This is a genomic window from Propioniciclava sp. LT294 (genome assembly GCF_059516005.1).
This window is the reverse complement of the sequence record NZ_JCAKNG010000001.1, coordinates 461,093-481,257: the sequence shown is the minus strand read 5'-3', so window position 1 is coordinate 481,257 and position 20,165 is coordinate 461,093. Positions and strand designations below refer to the sequence as shown.

Here is a 20,165-nt window from a genome sequence, read left to right as displayed (position 1 = left end):
CGCGATCGGGCTCCCTCATCGGCGCGCGGCGAGGTCCAGGGCGAAGTAGGTGAGGACGACGTCCGCACCGGCGCGCACGATCGACGTGACCGACTCGGCCGCTGCCGCGTCCCGGTCGATCCAGCCCCGCTCGGCGGCGGCCTGGATCATCGCGTACTCGCCGGACACCTGGTAGGCGGCCACCGGCACCTCGGACGCCGCGGCGACGTCGGCCAGCACGTCCAGGTAGTGCGAGGCGGGCTTCACCATCACCATGTCGGCGCCCTCGGCCAGGTCGAGGATCGCCTCGCGCAGGCCCTCGCGACGGTTGGCGGGATCCTGCTGGTAGGTGCGCCGGTCCCCCTTCAGCGATGAGCCGACCGCCTCGCGGAACGGCCCGTAGAAGGCCGAGGCGTACTTGGCCGAGTAGGCGAGGATCGCGACGTCGTCGTGGCCCGCGGCGTCCAGGCCCTGGCGAATCGCGATCACCTGGCCGTCCATCATGCCGGACGGGCCGACGACCTGGGCCCCGGCATCCGCCTGGGCCACCGCCAGCCGTACGTAGGCCTCCACCGTCGCGTCGTTGTCGACCCGGCCCCGCGAGTCGAGGACCCCGCAGTGGCCGTGGTCGGTGAACTCGTCGAGGCAGGTGTCGGCCATCACGACGACGGCGTCACCGACCTCTTCGCGCACCGCGCGCAGGCCGCGGTTGAGGATGCCGTCCGGCTCCTCGCCGCACGACCCCGCGGCGTCCTTGTCGCCCGTCGCCGGGACACCGAACAGCATGAGGCCGCCGAGACCCGCCTCCGCGGCCCGGGCCGCCTCACGGCGCAACGAGCCGATCGTGTGCTGGACGACCCCGGGCATCGACTCGATGGCGGCCGGCTCGGTGATGCCGTCGCGGACGAACACCGGCAGCACCAGTTGCTCGGGAGAGACGCGGGTCTCGCGGACGAGGGCGCGCATCGCCGGAGTGGTGCGCAGGCGCCGGGGGCGGATGATCATCGGTTCTCCTTCGTGAGGGCACGGACCAGGGCGTCGACCACGCCGGGGCCGTCCTGGGTGGCGGCGACGGCGTCCACCTGCAGGCCCACGGCGTCGGAGGCCGCGGCGCTCGGCTCACCGAGCGTGACGACGGCGACGTGTGGTTCGGGCGGGCCCAGGAGGTCGAGGACCGCGCGGGCGATCGAGCCGGCGGTCACGACCACGGCGTCGTACTCGGCCCACGGGCGGATGCCCGGGGCGTCATCGACCGTGGCGGTCGTGTAGGTGTGGACCACCTCGACCTCCCAGCCGCGCCCGGTCAGGCCGTCACGGAGGACAGGGCTGGCCAGGGCGGACCCGGCCAGCAGGGCGGTCGCGGGCTCCTGGGGGAGCGCGGCGAGCAGGGCGTCGGCGTCGGACCGGTGCACGGGGACGACGTCCACGTGTGCCCCGGTCGCCGAGATCGTGGCCGCGGTGGCGGGGCCCACGGCGGCGATGTGGTCGGCGAGGTCGGTGAGGTCCACCTCGGCCTCGGTGAGCATCCGGACGCCGACGGGGGACGTGAGCACGAGCCAGTCCACGCGGCCGGGCAGCGCGTAGGGCAGCGGCCGCGTCTCGGTGACGGGGATGGCGTCGACGTCTGCGCCGGCGGCACGGATCGCCTGGGCCAACTGACCCTCGGGCCGGGGCAGGAGGACGCGGCGGCCCACGAGCGCCGCCGCGGTGCCGGGGGCCCACAGGGCCTTCTCGTGGTGGAAGTCCTCCACCTGGCTCTCGCGGGTCGCGCCCAGCGGCGTGACGTCGGCGGCCCCACGGTCGAGCAGTTCGCGGGCGACGTCGAGGCCCAACTCACCCGGGTCGACGGGCAGCGGGGCACTGCGCCGCACCGTCGCCTCGCGGGAACCCTCGGCGTTGAACACCGACGCGGTGAACTCGACGTGACCGTTGACGATCCGGGCATAGGCACCGACCGGGGCGGCGCAGCCGGCCTCGAGCGTGGCCAGGACCGTCCGCTCGGCGGTGACGCACAGGCGCGTCGCAGGGTCGTCCAACTGCAGGAGCACCTCGCGGAGGCCGACATCGACGGTGCGGCACTCGACGGCCAGCGCGCCCTGGCCAGGAGCCGGCAGCAGGTCCAGGGTGTCGGTGGCGGCGTCGAAGCGACCCAGCCGGGCGAGCCCGGCGCGAGCCAGGACGACGGCGTCCAGGTCGCCCGGGGTGGTGCCCTGCCCATGGACGCGGGCGATCCGGGTTCCCACGTTGCCGCGGATCTCGACGACCGTCAGGTCGGGGCGCCGGGCGCGCAGTTGGGCGGCGCGGCGCGGGGAGCCGGTGCCCACGCGGGCCATGGCGGGCAGTTCGTCGAAGGTCAGGCCGTCGCGGGCGCACAGCGCGTCGAAGGGGATCTCCCGCTCGGGGATCGCCGCGATGGTGAGGCCCTCGACGGCGGCGGTGGGCAGGTCCTTCAGGGAGTGGACGACCAGGTCGACCTCGTCGCGCAGCAGGGCCAGGCGCAGGGCGGCCGCGAAGACGCCGAGGCCGCCGGCATCGAGCAGCGAACCGGAGGTGACGTCGCCCTCGGAGCGGATCACCACCAGTTCGACCTCGTGCCCCAGCGCGCGCAGGGCGTCGGCCACGTGGCCGGACTGCGTGCGGGCCAACTCGGAGCCGCGGGTGCCGAGGCGCAGTTTCAAGCCGCCCTCGGGGGTGGTGGTGACCATCAGCGTGACAACTCCTGGACGATGCGGGTGGCGTGGGGGATGACGGCGGCCAGGCCGGTGCCGGCGAACCACGCCCCGGTGAGGGCGAGGCCGGGGGTGGTACGGAGCCGTTCGGTCAGGTCCTCCACCCGGACACGGTGCGCCGGGGTCTGCGGGGGCAGCGAGTTCGGGAAGTGGACGACCGCGTGGCCGACGACCTGCTCCTGCGCGAGGTCGACGCCCAGCAGCACGGAGGCATCGGCGAGCGCCTCGGCGAGGGTGGGCTCCGGCGTCGGGATCCCCGCGCGGCCGTACGAGACGCGCAGGACGTGCTTGCCGGTCCCCGCCACGACCCGGGGCCACTTGATCGAGTAGTGCGTGACCGCCTTGCAGGCGACACGACGCTCGGCCCCCTCGGCATCCGGGGTGACCAGCAGGCCGGAGCCGCGTGGCCCCGCGTCCAGTTCGGGGGCCTCCAGGACGACACAGACCTGGGCCAGGTCGGCGCCGCGGGGGAGTTGCCAGTCGCCGATCCCCAAGCCGGTCAGGGGGCGGAGGAGGTCGAGCGCGGCGCGCCCGTCGAGGGCGACGACCAGGCGATCGGTGGTCACCACCTCGGGCTCGCCGACGGGGATCGGTGGGTCGGCCGGGTTCGGCGCGCGGCCGGCCTCGTGGTGGGTGACCTGCCATCCCGCCACGTCATGCTCGATCGCGGTGACGACACGACGGGTGGCCACGGTGCCACCGAGCTCGGCGATGCGGGTCGCCATCGCGCGAGGCAGGGTGAACAGGCCGCCCGACACGGAGCTCACGACCGCTCCGGGAGGAGCCGCGGCTCGCAGGGCGGCGGCTGCCCGCACCAGCGAACCTTCGCGGGCCAGCGCCTGCCGGAGCCCGGGGGAGACGATGTCGACCGACAGCTGGGACGGGTGCGCCGAGTGGACGCCGCCGGCGATCGGATCCACGAGCCGGGTCAGCACCTCGTCGCCGAGCCGGGCGATGACCAACGAGGCGAGGTCCGTGGCGTCCGAGCCACGCTCGGGGCCCATCGTGAGGTCTTCGCGGGCGCGCTCCAGGCCCTCGGCCGAGAGCAGGGCGACCACGATCGGATCGTCCAGGTCGGTCGGGATCCCCAGCACGCCGTGCGGGATGCGGACGGCGTGGCCGCCGGTGCCCGAGCCGGTCGAGGGCCGGTGCGACCACAGCCACGAGTGACCGGACGGATCCACGACCTCGAGCCCGAGCTCCCGGCACAGGTCGGCGACCGCCACCGAACGCTTCGCGTACGACTCCGCGCCGAGGTCGACCCAGACACCCCCGATCGGGGCGCCGAAGACGAGACCGCCGCACGTGCCCCGTGATTCCAGCAGGAGCGGCGCGTGGCCTTCCTTCGCCAGCGTCAGCGCGGCCTGCAGGCCGCCGATGCCACCGCCGACGACGACCGAGGGGACGCGCGTGCTCACGGCTGGTGGATCAGTGCGACGAGACGGGTGAGGATCTCCGGATCGGTCTCCGGGGGGACGCCGTGGCCCAGGTTGACGACATGGGCGGGCGCGGCACGGCCACGATCGAGGACCTCGCGGGTGTGACGCTCGAGGGCATCCCAGCCGGCCAGCAGGCGGGCGGGGTCGATGTTGCCCTGCAACGGGATGCCGGGCAGGCGGGCCGCGGCCTCGTCGAGCGGGGTGCGGTAGTCGATGCCCAGCGCGTCCGTGCCCTTGGCCATCTCCTCGAGCAGGTGGCCGGTGCCGGTGCCGAAGTGGAGGCGTGGGACGCGGCCCTGGACGGTCTCCAGGGCGCGGCGGGACCACGGGGCGACGAAGGCGGCGTAGTCGGCCAGCGGCAGCGAGCCCGCCCACGAGTCGAACAGCTGGACGGCCGAGGCGCCGGCGTCCACCTGGAGCGAGAGGAAGGCCCCCGACAGGTCGGCGCACCACGCCATGAGCCTCGCCCAGGCGTCCGGGTCGGCGAGCATGAGGGAGCGGGCGGCGAGGTGGTCGCGGCTCGGACGGCCCTCGACGAGGTAGGCGGCGAGCGTGAAGGGGGCGCCCGCGAAACCGATCAGCGGCGTCCAGCCGGCGGCGCCGGAGGGGGTGGTGGCGAGCTCGGCGGTGATGATCGAGATGGCCTCGGTGATCATGCCGGTGTCGCCCAGTTCGTGGGCCACCAGACGCTCCACGTCCGCGGCGGTGCGGACGGGTTCGGCGATGACCGGGCCGATGTTCGGCACGATGTCGACGTCCACGCCCGCCAGCTTGAGCGGGATCATGATGTCGCTGAAGAAGATCGCCGCATCGACGCGGTGGCGGCGGACCGGCTGCAGCGTGATCTCGGCGGCCATGTCCGGGATCAGGCAGGACTCCAGCATCGCCGTCCCCCTGCGCAGTTCGCGGTACTCGGGGAGCGACCGCCCGGCCTGGCGCATGAACCAGACGGGGTTGGTCTCGGGGCGATCGCCGGAGAGGGCGCGCAGCAGCGGTGGTGTCGGGCCATTCGGAGTCACGGGGCCGATCATAGGTGGCGGCCCGGACATCCGGGCACGTGCGCGCGTGTTCGGCCGGGAGGGCCGCGTCCGGTTTGACCAACGCCGCAGCGGTGGTTCAATGGAGAGGTCATGGCGCTGCACTTGATCTCGATCCACCACGCCGAGCACGGCCTCGGTGCGGTGGAGTCTGCCACGGAGGCGGTGCCCGGTCTGGGCCAACGTGTCGTCGCGGCGTCGGATGCCGTGCGCGGCGCTGTCGTGCTGGCCACGTGCAATCGGGTCGAGGTGTACGTGGACGCCGACGCCTCCACCCGCCACGTCGCCGAGGTCATCCGCGGCGAGTTGGGCGCGACCCCGATGACGATCCGCGAGAACGGCGAAGCGCTGCAGCACCTGTTCGACGTGGGCGCCGGCCTCGACTCGATGGTCGTCGGAGAGCGTGAGATCGCCGGGCAGCTCCGCCGCGCGCTGAGGCATGCGCGCGAGGAGGGCCTCGCGACCGGTCTCCTGACCGAGACGATCGAGCAGGCCCTGAGGACGTCCCGCAAGGTCTCCCACCTCACCCGCCTCGCCGCGACCGGTCGTTCGGTGGTGTCGGTCGGCCTCGACCTGTTGCGCCGCGACTGGTCCCGCACCCGCGTGCTGCTCGTCGGCACGGGTGCGTACGCGGGGGCCGTGGTGGCCGACCTGGGCCGGCGCGGAGCCACGGATGTGGCCGTGTGGTCGGCCTCCGGCCGGGCGGGCGCGTTCGTCGAGACGCACCCCGGGACGGTCGAAGCGGGGCCCGACCTCCTCGACGCAGTCGCCGACGCGGATGTGGTCGTGACCTGCCGCGGCCTGGGTGCACCGATCCTGTCGCGCGACGACGTGGCCGCCGTCCAGGCGCGACGCGCAGGCGGCGAGCTGGCGCTGGTCGACCTCGCCATCGCCCGCGACATCGACCCCGCCGTCGCCGGACTGCCCGGGGTTGTGCTGCTCGACCTGCCCACGATCCAGCGCCATGTGCCGGATGCCTCCCACCGCGAGCTGGGCCACGCACGGTCGCTGGTGGACGCAGGTGTCCGGGACCTGCTCGGACGCCTGAAGGGACGTGAGATGGACCCGGTCGTGGTCGCCTTGCGTGACACCGTGAACGAGATGGTCGCCGACGAGGTCGCCCGCCTGCCGCAGGGGCGCCCGATCACCGGCGAGGAGGCCGCCCACGCTCTGCGCCGCCTGGCCGCGCGGCTCGTGCACGTCCCGAGCGTGCGGGCCCGCAAGGCCGCCAACGAGGGGCGTGTCGACGCGTACCTCACCGCCCTGTCCGAGCTGTGGGGGATCGAGCCGGAGGTGCGGCCGCTGTTGGGCAACCTCGAGACCGTGGACGGGCACATGCCGGGTCGCGAACTCCTGCCGGACATCGGCCACCACGACGCCCTCGTCCCTCCGGACCGGCTCGACTGTGAGACGTGCCCCATCACCGGACTGGGCCTGTCGGACCTGGGGGAGACCCCGCGTCTGGAGGCCATGTGAGCGGGCTCATCGCTGGTCGGTCCAGGTACGACGCCATCCTCGTCCTCTCCTACGGCGGTCCCCGCGGACCCGAGGACGTCCTGCCGTTCATGCGCAACGCGACGCGGGGGCGGGGAATCCCGGATGAGCGCCTCGTCGAGGTGTCCGGCCACTACCAGCTGTTCGGTGGCAGGTCGCCGATCAACGAACGCAACGACGAACTCATCCAGGCCCTGCGTGCTGCGCTGGCCGAGCGCGGGGTCGAGGTGCCGATCGTGATCGGCAACCGCAACTGGACGCCGTACGTCCACGAGACCCTCGCCGAACTCGCCGCCTCGGGGGCCCGACGGGTGTTGGTGCTCGCCACCGCCGCCTATTCCTCCTACTCCGGGTGCCGCCAGTACCGGGAGGACCTCGCCGCAGCCCTGGAGCGCGTGGGGGACGCCGCCGCGGGCATGGCGTTCACCAAGATCGGCCCGTTCGCCGAGACGGACGGGTTCGTCGCCGCCAACGCGGACGCCGTGGCCGCAGCCCTCGCGACGTTGCCCGGGGCGCGTGTGCTCTTCGTGACGCACTCGATCCCGCTGGCGATGGACGCTGCGTCCGGACCCGAGTCGGCCGACGGTTCGCGCGAGAACACCTACTCCGCGCAGCACCGCCGGGTCGCCGAGGCGGTGGCCGCCGAGGTCGGGCTCGCCGAGGAGGACTGGGAGATCGCCTACTGTTCGCGGTCGGGGGCGCCCCACGTCCCTTGGCTGGAGCCGGATGTGAACGACCGCCTGGCCGAACTCGCCGAGGCCGGCGTGCGCAGGGTGGTCACCGTCCCCTTCGGGTTCATCAACGACCACATGGAGGTCGTCTACGACCTCGACACCCAGGCCCGCGAGACGGCCGCCGAGCACGACCTCGCGTACGTCCGCGCCGCCACCGTCGGCGTCCACCGGGCGTTCGTGGAGATGCTGGCCGACGCCGTCCTGGCCGCGCCCGGCCCTTCCGACATCGGAGCCGGCGCCGACCCCGCGGCGTCCACCCTGGGCGGGCTGCGCACCTGCACGGCCACCTGCTGCGGCTCGGGTCGCCCCGGTGGGCCGGTCCGGCCCGCCGCCTGTGGCGCCCCCTGACGGCCTGGGCACCCCTCGCGCACGCATTCCGAACCTTCGAACTGTCACCCGACTCGTCACCCAAGGAGCACCCGATGTCCCAGGCACCTCACGGCAAGAGCCCCGGCGCACCGTTCAGCGGCGACCCCCGCGACACCTACATCGCCCCCGAGGACGTCAACGCCGGCTCCCACTACGTCATGTACTCGGTCTTCACGACCTCGGGCTACATGGCCGCGGAGGCCACCGAGCGCGCTGAGCACGCACGCCGGGCCGTCGAGGCCGTCGAGGCGACCGGCGTGACCATCCGCGGCTGGTACGACGTCAGCGGGTTCCGTGCGGACGCCGACCTCATGGTGTGGCTCCTCGCCGACGACCCGACCAAGCTCCAGGCCGCGTACCACGCGATCCGCCGCTCGACGCTGGGCGAGGTGCTCGAGCCGCGCTGGAGCAACGTGGGCGTCCACCGTCCCGCCGAGTTCAACAACGCCCACACGCCCGCCTGCTTCTCGGGGATCGCCCCACGGCCGTGGCTCACCGTCTACCCGTTCGTCCGCAGCTACGAGTGGTACTACATGGATTCGTCCAAGCGCTCCCACATGCTCCGAACCCACGGCATGGCCGCCAAGGACTACCCTGACGTGCTCGGCTCGACGACCTCGGCGTTCGCCCTCGGTGACTACGAATGGCTGCTCGCCTTCGAGGCCGACGAACTCCACCGTCTCACCGACGCCATGCGCGCCCAGCGAGCGGTTGAGGCCCGCCTGCACGTGCGCGAGGAGACGCCCTTCTTCACCGGCCCGCGCGTCGAGCTCGCGGCGTGGGTGGAGACCCAGCCGCACGAGTGACCGACCATGGCTGACCTCCGGGATGGGCCTCAGGACAGCCGGCGGCGGCGCGCGAACGCGTTCAAGACCACCGGCGCGGAATACCACCGCCTGCGCCCGGGCTACCCGGACGACGTCGTCGACTGGATGCTGCCCGCAGGGGTCCGCACCGTGCTCGACCTGGGGGCGGGCACGGGCCTGCTGACCGATTCGCTGGTGGAGCGCGGTCTTGAGGTGGTCGCGGTCGATCCGTCCGTGTCGATGCTCGAGGTGCTCCGGCAGCGTCACCCGGAGGTGCGGGCCGTGGCCGGCACGGCTGAACACACAGGCCTGCCGGTCGGCCGGTGTGGATGCCATCGTCGTCGGGCAGGCTTGGCACTGGATGGACGCCGAGGCCGCCTCGGCCGAGGCCGCCCGCATCCTGCGGTCCGGCGGCACGCTCGCGATGGTCTGGAACCAGCGCGACGTCAAGCCGGGCTGGGAGGCGGAGTTCCATGCCGTCCAGTACGGACAGGACGCCCCCGATTCCCGCGTCGGCCTCGACCTGGTGACTGATGACGACCTCGCGCGCCCGCCGTTCGGGCCGCGTGAGTCCTTCACCACGTCGTGGTCCCGGACGGTGCCGGCCGCCGACCACCTGGCGCTGTACACCACCCACTCTCCGTTCCTGGTGGCGGAGGAGGCCGAGCAGGCCCGCCGGCGGGCGCGTTGGCAGGAACTCCTCGCCGAACTGGACGCCCCCGAGGTGGTGCAGACCTACACGACCCGGGCCTGGCGGTTCCGCCTCGGCGGCTGATCCGTCCGGCCGCCCCCCCGCCGGTCAGGTCACCCTCGGTCCCGTCGGAACGTCCGACCGAATCTGTGGACAGGTCGGGTCAGTTCCCGCACGGACTCACGTTGCGCCAGTTCGCCACCGTGTCGTTGACGGACTGGGTCCCGTCGCTCCCGTACGCCAGCGTGAGCGAGCGGTTACCGATCTCCTCGCAGGAGGCGCCCTTCTCGACGTGGTCCCACGTGCCGAGGGCGTACTTGTACTCGACCTGCGTGCCCTCCTTGCCGGTGAAGGTGATCGTCCAGTGCGTCGGATCCACGCGCGTGAGGGCGGTGCCTGCCGGATCCCACGGGGGGTGGCTTCCGTCGAGGCGATCCAGGAAGCCGGCGATGTTCACCGAGCGCCCGGTGGCGTCCGTCGTGGCCGGAACCGTGACGTTCATGGACAACGTGACGGTCCGCAGATCCGCGGTGGCGCTCACCTCCGCCGAGTCGGCCGAGCGGTTGAAGGACAGGTCGAGGGACCGGACCACGTAGAAGTAGGTGCTCCCCGACGTCACGGCGGCGTCCGTGTACTGCGTCCCCGTGGTGCGCGCCAGCACGGTGTAGGGGCCCCCGGTCGTCGCGGATCGGAGCACCTCGTAGCCGTACAGGCTCGCATCGCCGGCCACCGCATCCCAGGCCAGGTCGACCCCATCGGGTGAGGCGCTCAGGACGTGGAGCCCGGCCGGCACGTCGGGTGGTGTCGTGTCGCCGCTGGAGACCACCGTGAGGGAGCCCGCCTGGTCGGGCGAGTAGCCGTTCGCGCTGCCATCCAGGTCGGCGAGCACCCAGTCGCGGCCACCGGTGGTGGAGTAGCGGTACGCGTAGTCGAACTCGCCGACCAGCTCCGGCAGCAGCGAGGCCCTGAACTCGTCGTTGTTGCCCGAGTCCACGGTGTAGGAGGCGTCCACCCACGTCCACCCCGTGGTGCTCGCCGGGTCGCTGCCCGCCGGCCCGTAGCCGAGTTGGGCCAGCAGGCCGGGCGTCGCGCCGGGCTGGTCGGTGACCCCGTCGATCCAGACCTGGCCGTACACGGCGTCGGTCCGGGTGACCGTCGAGATCGTGTGCGTCAGCGTGGGGGGCCACTGGAGGTTCGCCCAATCGATGAGCAGGTGCGGGATCGCCGACACCTCGTCCGACCAGCCCGACTCGTTGCCGTGCTCGTCGACCGCGGTGACCACGACGTTCACCGGCGACCCGTTGGCCAGCCCCCCGAGCAGCAACGACGTCCCGGCGGTCTCGCCCGCCAGCACGAAACCACCTCCGCTGAGCGGGCTGGTGTAGGCGCGGTACCCGGCGGCGCCGGCGACCGCCGTCCAGGTCAGTGACACCTGGGCGTCGCCCTCGACCGCGGCGAGGCCCGTCGGAGCCGTCGGCGGCGCGAGGTCCACCGCACCGGACGTGAGGACCACCGCGCCCAGGGCGGGCACGGGCACGCGCACGGCGCCGTCGGTCACGGTCGGCGTCCCGAAGCCGGACGCCGACGCGTTGGCCGCCACGAGGGCGGTCAGGGCGGTGCCGTCGGGCAGCCAGTCCGCGACCGGCACGACCACGTCGCGGGAGGCACCCGACCGGTTGACCACGATCACGGACGCCTGGGCGTCGGTCGAACGGCCGTACGCCACGGTGTCGGCGGCGTCGTCGGCCAGCAGCACGCGGATGCCACCGGCCGTCAGCGACGGGGTCGCGGCGCGGGCCTTCGCCAGCGCCGTGTAGTGGGCCAGCAGGTCCAGGTCGCGGGCGTCGGTGCCGTCCTTGGCCGGCCACGGGTAGGTGCGGCGGTCGTCCGGGTCGTCGTCGCCCGTCATGCCCACCTCGTCGCCGTAGAACACCGTCGGGGCCCCCGGCATCGTGTACTGGATCAGCGCGGCCACCCGCTGGCGGGCCTTGCCCTCGGCGACGTTGGCGGCGTTCTCCTCCTTGTCCGCGGTGGTCTCGGCACCCGGCGTCAGCGTCCAGAGCAACCGTTCGGTGTCGTGCGAGTCGAGCAGGTTCATCAGCGAGTAGTAGGCGGCGTCGGGGTAGTCCTCCCGCACCGACAGGATGCGGGCGGCGAACTCGCTCGGCTCGATGATGCGACCGGAATCCGCGAACCCCTTGGAGTCGAACGACCCCGGGGCCAGCAGGCCGAGCACCGCGTCCCGCAGGCGGTAGTTCATCGTCGTGTCGAGGCGATCGCCGCGGATCGAGCGCAGGAGGGCGCTGTCCTTCTGCCAGGTCTCGGAGATGGTGAGCGCGTCCGCGTCGGTGGCCTTCACGACCTTGCGGAACGACTCCCAGTAGCCGTCCGGGAACGACGCGTCGCCCGACACGTCCAGGCGCCAGCCGGACGCCCCGGCCTTCAGCCAGTGCCTGGTCACGGAGTCGGACCCGGTGAGGAAGTACCTCTGCACGTCTGGATTGGTCTTGTCGATCTCCGGGATCGAGTCGAACCCGAACCAACTGGCGTAGGTCATCGTGTTCGGTCCGTCCGGTCCGGCGCAGGGGCCGCCCGCCTCAGGGGAGAACGTGAACCACGCACGGTACGGGGACCCCTCCGACTCGCAGGCGCCCAGGGTGGGGTGGTGGCCGTAACGGTCGAAGAAACGCGAGTCGGACGACAGGTGGTTGAACACGCCGTCCAGCACGATCCGGATGCCGAGGCGGTCCGCGTGCTTGACGAGGTTCGCCCAGTCCTTCTCGTTGCCGAAGTACGGGTCGAGGCGGAGGTGGTCCTGGGTGTCGTAGCCGTGGTTGGAGCCGGAGTCGAAGATCGGATTGAGGTAGATCGTGGTGATGCCCAGGGAGGCGAGGTGGTCGAGCTGCTGGTCCACGCCCTTCAGGTCGCCGCCCATGTAGTCGCGACCCCGCGGCTGCTCCTTGGTGGGGCTGGTGGCCGGCGGCGTGTCGTCGAAGCGCCACGGACAGTGGGACCCGGCGTCGGCGTAGTTGCGGCAGTAGCCCTCGGGCTGGGTGCCCCACGGCAGGGCGAGGACGGGGTCGTCGTAGCGCCGATCGCCCGTCCTGGGGTTGTTGTTGCCCCGGCCGTCCCGGAAGCGGTCGGGGAAGATCTGGTAGATCACCGCGTCGGACGCCCACGAGGGGGCTTCGAAGCCGGGCTCGTGGATCATCAGCGCCCACGACTGGTCGACGTCGTCGTCGGAGGGTGCGCCGAGGCCGCCGTCGAGGGCCGCGGTGTCGTCGGCGTAGTGGTCGGTGTCGGTGCCATCCGTGACGACGAAGCGGTACCACAGGTTGTCCGCGTGGTCACCGGGGATGGTCACCTGCCAGAAGTCACACGTCCGGCTCTCGAGGCCGGGCTGGTAGCAGGAGACGCCTGCCGCGACCTTCGACATCGGCAGGATCTCCTGCCCGCCCTTCTGCAGCGAGTACACGCGAGCCCTGACGTTCGTCACGTCGTCGGCGAACGTCCGGAACCGCAGCCTGACGTCCGTGCCCGCGGGCACGGCACCGCCGGGGGATCGGTAGACATCGCTGCGGGAGTCGTGGCGCAGGCCGTCCCACTCGACGTTGTCGTCCGGGCCCGATTCGCCCGGCGTGGCGCTGATGGTGAGCGCGTGCGTGGCGGCGTCGTAGCTGAACGTGACCTGGGTGCCCGCTGCCGGGACCGTGAAGGGGATGTTGGCTCCGCCCGGGGTTCCGCCCGCGCCGTAGTTCTCGTCCCACGACTCGTTGATCGCGACCTTGGCCTCGTACGTACCCGCCGGAAGTGCGGCTGTCGAGAAGGTGGCCCTGCCGTCGCCGTCCGGATCCTGCAGCCAGGAACGCAGGCAGGAGGAATCCCAGTCGCCCGCGCAGCCGAGTTCGGACTGGAAACTGCCCGGCACCGTGGCGATGGTGCTCGTCGCCGCATCGGTCACCCAGTGGGTGGCGTGGTCGTAGTAGAACTTCACGGAGGACGGTGCGGCCAGGGGCAGCGGGACGTTGGCGCCGTTCGCGGTGGCGTGGGCGCCGTAGTTCTCGTCCCACGAGTCGTTGAGCGCCGCCTTGTAGTTCCAGTTCCCCGCCGGCACGGACCAGGTGCCCTGCCACACCTGGTCGTTCGCGTCGAAGGTGAGGTGGGTCCCCGCGCAGCCGGGATCCCAGTCGCCGCCACAGCCCAGTTCGCTCTGCAGGTCGCCGGCGACCGTCACACTCGCCGGTGCCGCAGTGTGGTCCGCCCGTGCGGGAAGGGTGGTGAGCAGGCCGCCCACGAGGGTCATCACCCCGAGCAGCGTGGCCAGAAGAGGGGTCGTGCCTTGCCTGGTGGACGGACGGGATGGCATCACGGGCCTCACTGTCAGGGTGGATGACAGGCTCAGCATCCCTCCGGCCCGGCAGCACGTCAATGGGCCAGAATCGGTCAGGACGGCGGGTGCGGATCCCCGCCTCGCCGGGCGCGTTCGGCCCCCGCCCCCACCGGCCGGACGATGCTGAGGCGTCGGGCTGGGAGCGCCTCTCGGCGCGTGGCCGCTCGCAGCGGCTATGAGTGGAGCCCGGGGCTACCGCAGCCCGACGCGGTTACGAGGATAAGCGTTCCTGCGGCCTGAACCAAGTGCGGGGTCAGTCGAGGTCGCCCTTGCGCCAGAGCCGGGCGCACTCGACGAGCTCGTACGCCATGTCCTGCAGCCGCGCCGCCCGTTCCAGATCGGCGCGGTCGCGCCCGACCTCGGCGCGCCCGGAGGCGACCACGTGGCAGAACGCAGCGGCGCGCTCCAGGGCGATCGCGAAATCGCCGGTGAACACCCCGCGCAGGATCTCATCCGCCACACGGCGCACCTCGTCGGGGCCGGGCGGATCGATGCCGGCCACGGCGTGGTTGGGCTCGGTGAAACGGACGCCGGCCGCGTACTCGCGCGCGACGCCGTCCGGGTCGGTCACCATCCACTCGCGCAGCAGGTAGAGGCGCCACAGCGCCCCGGGCAGGGACGTGGCTGGACGGTGCGCCCAGAGGTCCGCGAGCGTCGACAGGCCGATCTCATCCACCAGAGTGACCAGGCGCGCGGTCACCGCCGGATCGCCCGCTGCCCGCCCGACGTGGAGCAGGGCGGCTGCGGTCTCGTGCGCGGCGTGGAGTTGCGCGATCGGGTCCGATCCGGCTCCCAGCGCCTCGAGGGCGTCAGGGGAACGCAGCACGGGTCGGTGGGGGCGCTGGGGAGAGGTCACCTGACAAGGGTAGGCGTCCCCGTGGGAAATGCAGCGGGCACCGTCCTAGCCGTCGCTGCGAGGCGCGCGCCGACGCGGGCGGCCCACCCCGGCCCGTGCGAGCTCGAGATCGGCGAGCCGCGCGATGACCTCGGGATCGCCGGTGCGCCAGGCGGCGATCGGGTTGTCGGCCACCTTGCGCACCTCGGCGAGGGGCTGGTTGGCCAGTGCCCGCAGGGCGAGCAGGTCGTGGCCGTGGCCGGTGAGCAGCAGGCTGCGCGTCTGGCCGGCCAGGGATGCGAACGCCAGCCGGCGCGGGATCCACAGGACGGCGAGGAACAGCAGCGGCATCAGGAACACGATCCAGCCCGTCACCGTGGCCACCCGCTCGAGCAGGACGACCTGGTCGGCCGCCGCGGACGCGAGGCCGCCCAGGGTCGCGGACATGCCGTCGAACGGCTGCCGGAGGCCCCCGCCCACCACCGGTACCCCCGCTGCCTGTGTGGCTGCGTCGCCCACCTGGCGTCGGAGGTCTCCGGCGATCCGCTCGGTCTGGCGAGCGGGCTCGGCCATGGCGCGGATCGTGCCGTCCGTGAAACGGCCCACGAGCCACCAGGTCGCACCCCACAGGACGAGGAACAGGTCGCCGATGACCTGACGGGCCAACTGCCACGAGGGGCGTGCGTAGAACCTCATGGCCTCATCATGGCCGCAGGGGGCGGCCCAGGGGCTGTCGGTCAGCCCTTCACCACCGGGTTGCCGGCCGCCTGCCAGGCGCCGATGCCGCCGTCGAGGTGCCAGGCGTTGGTGAAGCCCAGCCTCTTCATCGCCGCCAGGGCGGCTGCGGATCGGGCGCCGGAGCGGCAGTACACGGCGTAGGGCGCCGAACGGTCCAGTCCGGCGACAGCCTTCTCGAAGTCGCCGTTGATGTCGGCGAGTCGCGCCCCTTCGAGGTGGCCGCCGGCGAACTCGCTGGGCGTCCTGACGTCGAGGACCGTCACGCCCGGCACGTCGAGGGAGGCCTTGAACTGATGGGCGCTGAGCGCCGCACCGAAGGCCGGGACTGCTCCCTGCGTCGCTGCGCTGCTCGCGGGCACGGGAGCGCCCGGGCTCGTGGCCGTGCAGGCTGCCCCGGTGAGGGCGACCACGGCGGCGACGATGACGGACGCGGTACGACGGACGCGCATGGTGACTCCCCGGGCTCGGACGGACAATGGGGGAATCATACCCCGGGGGGTATGTGATTCCGAAACGGTCAGATCAGGAATCGGTAGAACGGGCTCTCGGGATCCACCGGCTCGGCCCGGATCGGGCTGCGGTCGAGGCGCGTGAGGAGGTCGGGGAGGGTGGCGGGATCGCCCAGCTCGATGCCGACGAGTGCGGGGCCCACCTCACGGTTGCTGCGCTTGACGTACTCGAAGTAGGTGATGTCGTCGTCGGGGCCCAGCACCTCGTCGAGGAACCGGCGCAAGGCCCCCGGCTCCTGCGGGAAGTTGACCAGGAAGTAGTGCTTGCGGCCCTCGTAGATGAGGGATCGCTCGACGATCTCGGCGTAGCGGGAGACGTCGTTGTTCCCCCCGGAGATGACCGCCACCACGACTTCGCCCCGCTCCGGTGGGTGGAGTCGCAGGGCGGTGGATGCGAGTGCCCCGGCGGGCTCAGCGATGATGCCCTCGGCCTGATAGAGCGCGAGCATCTCCGAGCAGACCGCACCCTCGGGGACGGAGATGACGTGCGGTGCCAGCTGGTCGGCGATGGCGTACGTGAGCCCGCCCGCGCGTCGCACGGCGGCGCCGTCGACGAACGTGTCGACCTTCGTGAGCGTGGTCGGGCCACCGGCATCCAGTGCGGCGGCCATGCTGGCCGCACCACTGGGCTCGACCGCGACGACGGTGGTGTGAGGGCTGAACGTGTTCAGCCACACCAGGCAACCGGCGAGCAGGCCGCCGCCGCCCACGGGTAGGACCAGCCGGTCGGGCTCGCGGCCCAGCTGCTCGACGATCTCCTTGGCGACGGTTCCCTGGCCGGCGATGGTGCGCACATCGTCGAAGGCGGCGACCATGACGGCGCCGGTCTCCTCGACCGCCTTGGTGGCGGCCGCCGACGCCTCGTCGTAGGAGTCACCGACGACCACGAGTTCGATGAACTCGCCGCCGAAGTACAACATCCGGTCGCGCTTCTGACGGGGGGTGGTGCTCGGGATGAAGATGCGCCCGTGGATGCCCAACTCGGCGCACGCCATCGCCACGCCCTGGCCGTGGTTGCCGGCGGACGCCGCGATCACACCGGCCGCGCGTTCCTCCTCGGACAGCTGTGCGATGAAGTTGTACGCGCCCCGGATCTTGTAGGACCGGACCGGTTGCAGATCCTCCCGCTTGAGCCACACCTCGGCGCCGGTGGCGGCGGACAGACGCTCGTTGTACTGCAGCGGTGTCTCGTTGATCACGCCGGCGAGGCGGATGGCCGCCGCGTCCACATCCGAGGCCGATACGGGCAGGGGTCGTTCAACCACGTGGCTGGGCAGGTGCGTCACCCGCCCATTGTGCCCCTGCCGGGACGAGGACGGTCGGTCTTCCACTCAGGCGTGCCTGCGCGCCGACGGTGCGGGCTCCGGGTCGGACTCGTTGACCAGCTCGAGCAGGTCGGGCTCGCCACGCTTGAGGACGGGCGACTCGGGCAGCTCCGTGACCGGCTTGCGTCCGATCACGGCCGGGACGGCTGTCGCGTCCTCCACCAACTCCGGTGCCGCGAGCTGGCGGAGCGGCTCCTCGATGGGAGTGAGCTCGGCCAACTCCTCTTCGGTGACCTTCAGGTCGCGGAACCGGCGGGCCGTGACCATCACGCGCGTCTCGAGCGAGCCGACGGAGGCGTTGTAGGCCTTCACCGCCGAGCCCAGCGCGCGGCCGAGCTTGTCGACGTTGTGGCCCATCGTCCCGAGCCGCTCGTACAGCTCCCGGCCCAGCGTGGACACCTGGGCGGCGGATTCGGCCAGCCTGGCCTGCTTCCAGCCGTACGCGATCGAGCGCAGCATGGCGATCAACACCGTCGGCGTCGCGACCACGACGTTGCGGCTGCTGGCGTACTCGTGCAGGTCGGGCACCATCCGCAGCGCCTCGAAGCCGAGCGCCTCGTTGGGAATGAACATGACGACGAACTCCGGCGAACCGGGGTCGGCCTTCCAGTAGTTCTTGCCGCCCAGCGCGTCCACGTGGCCCTTCACGTTCTTGGCGAACTGGGTCAGGTGGCGCTCACGATCGCGCTCGTCCTCCGTCTCCTGCGCATCCAGGAACGCCGAGAGCGGCACCTTGGCGTCGACGTAGACGAACTTCCCCTCGGCGAGGGTGACCTTGAGGTCGGGGCGGATCACGCGATCGTCCGAGGTCGTCGACGTCGACTGCTGCGTGAAGTCGCAGTGCTCCAGCATGCCGGCCAGCTCGGCGACCCTCTTGAGCTGCAGCTCGCCCCAGGCGCCCCGGACCTGTGGCTTCCGCAGCGCCGTCGACAGGGCGTTCGTCTCGCGGCGCAACTGCTCGCCGGTGAACTGGACCGCGCGCACCTGCTGGGCGAGTTCGCTCGACATCGCGACACGGGCCTTCTCGACCTCGGTCAGGCGGTCGTTGAACAGGGCCAGGCTCTCCCTGATCGGGGCCATCAACTGCTCGGTGGCCTTGAGCCGGGTCTCGGCGGTGGCGTCCGCCTTCTTGCCCTGTTCGTCCAGCGCGGCGCCCGACAGCAGCTTGAACTCCTTCACCAGGCCGTCGCGGTCGGCTGCGATCTCCTCGGCGCGAGCGCGGGCGGTGTCGCGCTCGGCCAGGGCCGCGTCCAACCGGGCGCTCAGGGCGGCCACCTTCGCCGACTGCTCGGACGCCTCGGCCTGGGCGCTCGCCACCTCGGCGCGGGCCTCCGCCACAGCGCGGTGGGCGCGCTCGGCCTCGGCGCGTGCCTCCTGCACCTTGATCTCGGCCTGGCTCACCCGGACCTCGGCGTTGGCGATGTCAGCGCGCGCGCGTTCGGAGTCGGCCCGCGCTGCGGACTCGGCCGCGCGCAGGCGCTCGGTGGCCGCGGCGTCCTCGACCGCGGTCGTGTCGGACGCCCGACGCAGGACCAGCCATGCCCCGGCGGCACCGAGGGCGACGCCGACGAGCAGGGCGACGAGGAGGATGGCGAAGTTGTCCATGCCCTGATCCTGTCAGGGGGCTCCGACAATTCTCGTCAGGCCTCGCCGCCGGGGCGGGAGGGAGGCGAGCCCGGGGCCGCGAGTCGGGCCCCTGTCCCTTCCTGCGCGAGGCAGGATGGAGCCATGGCACTGGACCACATCAACGACCTGGCCGCCTTCGTCTCCGCTTCCCCCAGCTCCTTCCACGCCGCGGCCGAGGTCGCCCGCCGGCTGGACGCCGCCGGCTTCACCGAGCAGCCCGAGGACGCCCGCTTCGCGCTCGAACCGGGCGGTGGCTACGTCCTGCGTGATGGCGCCATCGTCGCGTGGCATGTCCCGTCCGGTGCTGACGCCGATTCCGGGTTCCGGATCGTGGGCGCCCATACCGACTCCCCGTCGCTGAAGCTCAAGCCGCAACCCACGGCGTCCGCCCACGGGTGGCAGCAGGCCGCCGTCGAGGTGTACGGCGGTCCGCTGCTCAACCAGTGGCTGGACCGCGAGCTCGGATTGGCCGGTCGCATCGTGACCCGGGCGGGGGAGCAGGTGCTGGTCCGGACGCCGGCATGGTTGCGCGTGCCGCAGGTCGCCCCGCACCTGGATCGTTCGGTGAACGAGGCCCTGCGCCTCGACAGGCAGGCCCACCTCAAGCCCGTCTTCGCGGTCGGACGCCCCGACCTGGACCTGCTGGACCTGATCGCCGACCACGCCGATCTCGACCTCGCCGACGTCGCGAGCCACGACCTGTACTGCTACATCACCGAGTCCCCGGCCGTGTTCGGGCCCCAGGAGGAGTTCTTCGCCTCGCCGCGCCTCGACAACCTCAGCTCGGTCCACGCCGGGCTGGTCGCACTGCTGGACGCCGAGGGGGACGACATCACGGTGCTCGCCTGCTTCGACCACGAGGAAGTCGGCTCATCCTCCCGTTCCGGCGGGGCCGGCCCCCTGCTGGAGCAGGTGCTGCGCCGGGTCGCCGGCGCCCTGGGTGCGGACGCCGACGGGTGGCACCGCATGCTGGCCCGCTCATCGTGCATCTCGGCGGACGCCGGGCACGCCATCCACCCCAACCACCCGCAGCTGCACGACCCGGAGCACCGCCCGCTGCTGAACGGCGGGCCGCTGCTGAAGCACAACGCCAACCTGCGCTACACCTCGGACGCCGCCAGTTCGTCCCTGTGGCGCCGCGCCTGCGGGGCGGCCGGTGTCCCCACCCAGGACTTCGTGTCCAACAACTCGGTGCCGTGCGGCTCCACGATCGGGCCCATGACCGCCGAGCGCCTCGGACTGGTGATGTGCGATGTGGGCATCCCGCTGCTGAGCATGCACTCCACCCGTGAACTCGCCGGCGTCCTCGACCCGGGTTGGCTGGCCGAGGCCCTGACCGCCTACTTCGCGGGGGCCTGAGCCTCCCCGGCGCCGGGCGTGCGGACAGCGTGAACTTGACACCCCCAGTCGGGGAACAAGTTCACTCCATCCTTCGCCTGTTGACCTGTCGGGAGGCTGCCCGCG

At 72.3% G+C, this 20,165-nt stretch carries 15 protein-coding genes and 2 pseudogenes; 6 read left to right on the top strand and 11 right to left on the bottom strand.

Annotated features, from left to right (window positions below; all coding sequences use genetic code 11):
• Positions 1 to 15 precede the first annotated feature (15 nt).
• The 5 genes and pseudogenes from hemB to hemE form a co-directional block, all read right to left on the bottom strand.
• A complete protein-coding gene (hemB, locus tag AC5YDA_RS02235) occupies positions 16 to 984 on the bottom strand; it encodes a porphobilinogen synthase (RefSeq protein ID WP_496189405.1) in 969 nt (322 codons plus the stop codon).
• A complete protein-coding gene (locus AC5YDA_RS02230; protein ID WP_496192737.1) occupies positions 981 to 1,673 on the bottom strand; it encodes a uroporphyrinogen-III synthase in 693 nt (230 codons plus the stop codon). Before AC5YDA_RS02230 ends, hemB begins: the two co-directional genes overlap by 4 nt.
• Before the next feature lie 66 nt (positions 1,674 to 1,739).
• Positions 1,740 to 2,684: pseudogene (hemC, locus tag AC5YDA_RS02225) on the bottom strand (hydroxymethylbilane synthase); the annotation flags it as partial.
• Positions 2,684 to 4,126, bottom strand: coding sequence for a protoporphyrinogen/coproporphyrinogen oxidase (locus tag AC5YDA_RS02220; protein WP_496189406.1), 1,443 nt, complete (start codon positions 4,124 to 4,126; stop codon positions 2,684 to 2,686). The pseudogene hemC and the gene AC5YDA_RS02220, both read right to left, overlap by 1 nt.
• A complete protein-coding gene (gene hemE, locus AC5YDA_RS02215; RefSeq protein ID WP_496189407.1) occupies positions 4,123 to 5,178 on the bottom strand; it encodes a uroporphyrinogen decarboxylase in 1,056 nt (351 codons plus the stop codon). The genes AC5YDA_RS02220 and hemE overlap by 4 nt, the downstream gene beginning before the upstream one ends.
• 99 nt (positions 5,179 to 5,277) lie before the next feature.
• Here hemE and AC5YDA_RS02210 point away from each other — a divergent pair, with 99 nt between their 5' ends.
• From AC5YDA_RS02210 to AC5YDA_RS02190, 5 genes and pseudogenes are all read left to right on the top strand, one after another.
• Entirely contained in the window at positions 5,278 to 6,660 is a 1,383-nt protein-coding gene (locus tag AC5YDA_RS02210; RefSeq protein ID WP_496189408.1) for a glutamyl-tRNA reductase, read from the top strand.
• Complete coding sequence (locus tag AC5YDA_RS02205; RefSeq protein ID WP_496189409.1) at positions 6,657 to 7,760, top strand: ferrochelatase; 1,104 nt, start codon at positions 6,657 to 6,659, stop codon at positions 7,758 to 7,760. Before AC5YDA_RS02210 ends, AC5YDA_RS02205 begins: the two co-directional genes overlap by 4 nt.
• A 74-nt stretch (positions 7,761 to 7,834) precedes the next feature.
• A complete protein-coding gene (gene hemQ / locus AC5YDA_RS02200; RefSeq protein ID WP_496189410.1) occupies positions 7,835 to 8,587 on the top strand; it encodes a hydrogen peroxide-dependent heme synthase in 753 nt (250 codons plus the stop codon).
• 6 nt (positions 8,588 to 8,593) lie between these two features.
• Positions 8,594 to 8,890: pseudogene (locus AC5YDA_RS02195) on the top strand (class I SAM-dependent methyltransferase); the annotation flags it as partial.
• 22 nt (positions 8,891 to 8,912) lie between these two features.
• Positions 8,913 to 9,362, top strand: coding sequence for a hypothetical protein (locus tag AC5YDA_RS02190; RefSeq protein WP_496189434.1), 450 nt, complete (start codon positions 8,913 to 8,915; stop codon positions 9,360 to 9,362).
• Positions 9,363 to 9,441: 79 nt separating this feature from the next.
• Here the strand turns inward: AC5YDA_RS02190 and AC5YDA_RS02185 are convergent, their stop codons facing one another.
• The 6 genes from AC5YDA_RS02185 to AC5YDA_RS02160 all read right to left on the bottom strand — a co-directional run bounded on the left by AC5YDA_RS02185 (position 9,442) and on the right by AC5YDA_RS02160 (position 18,680).
• Positions 9,442 to 13,581, bottom strand: a complete 4,140-nt coding sequence (locus tag AC5YDA_RS02185) for a pullulanase X25 domain-containing protein (protein WP_496189433.1) — start codon at positions 13,579 to 13,581, stop codon at positions 9,442 to 9,444.
• Positions 13,582 to 13,921: 340 nt separating this feature from the next.
• Positions 13,922 to 14,524 (bottom strand): hypothetical protein, encoded by a 603-nt coding sequence (locus AC5YDA_RS02180; protein WP_496189411.1) that lies wholly within the window; start codon positions 14,522 to 14,524, stop codon positions 13,922 to 13,924.
• Positions 14,525 to 14,569: 45 nt separating this feature from the next.
• Positions 14,570 to 15,199, bottom strand: coding sequence for a hypothetical protein (locus AC5YDA_RS02175; protein ID WP_496189412.1), 630 nt, complete (start codon positions 15,197 to 15,199; stop codon positions 14,570 to 14,572).
• A gap of 41 nt (positions 15,200 to 15,240) precedes the next feature.
• On the bottom strand, positions 15,241 to 15,690 hold the full coding sequence (locus AC5YDA_RS02170; protein WP_496189413.1) for a rhodanese-like domain-containing protein: 450 nt from the start codon (positions 15,688 to 15,690) through the stop codon (positions 15,241 to 15,243).
• A 68-nt stretch (positions 15,691 to 15,758) separates the two neighbouring features.
• Entirely contained in the window at positions 15,759 to 17,036 is a 1,278-nt protein-coding gene (ilvA, locus tag AC5YDA_RS02165; RefSeq protein ID WP_496189414.1) for a threonine ammonia-lyase IlvA, read from the bottom strand.
• A gap of 45 nt (positions 17,037 to 17,081) precedes the next feature.
• Positions 17,082 to 18,680 (bottom strand): DNA recombination protein RmuC, encoded by a 1,599-nt coding sequence (locus tag AC5YDA_RS02160; RefSeq protein WP_496189415.1) that lies wholly within the window; start codon positions 18,678 to 18,680, stop codon positions 17,082 to 17,084.
• A gap of 123 nt (positions 18,681 to 18,803) precedes the next feature.
• On the opposite strand from AC5YDA_RS02160, the gene AC5YDA_RS02155 reads away from it, so the two are divergent.
• Complete coding sequence (locus AC5YDA_RS02155; protein WP_496189416.1) at positions 18,804 to 20,060, top strand: M18 family aminopeptidase; 1,257 nt, start codon at positions 18,804 to 18,806, stop codon at positions 20,058 to 20,060.
• Positions 20,061 to 20,165 lie beyond the last annotated feature (105 nt).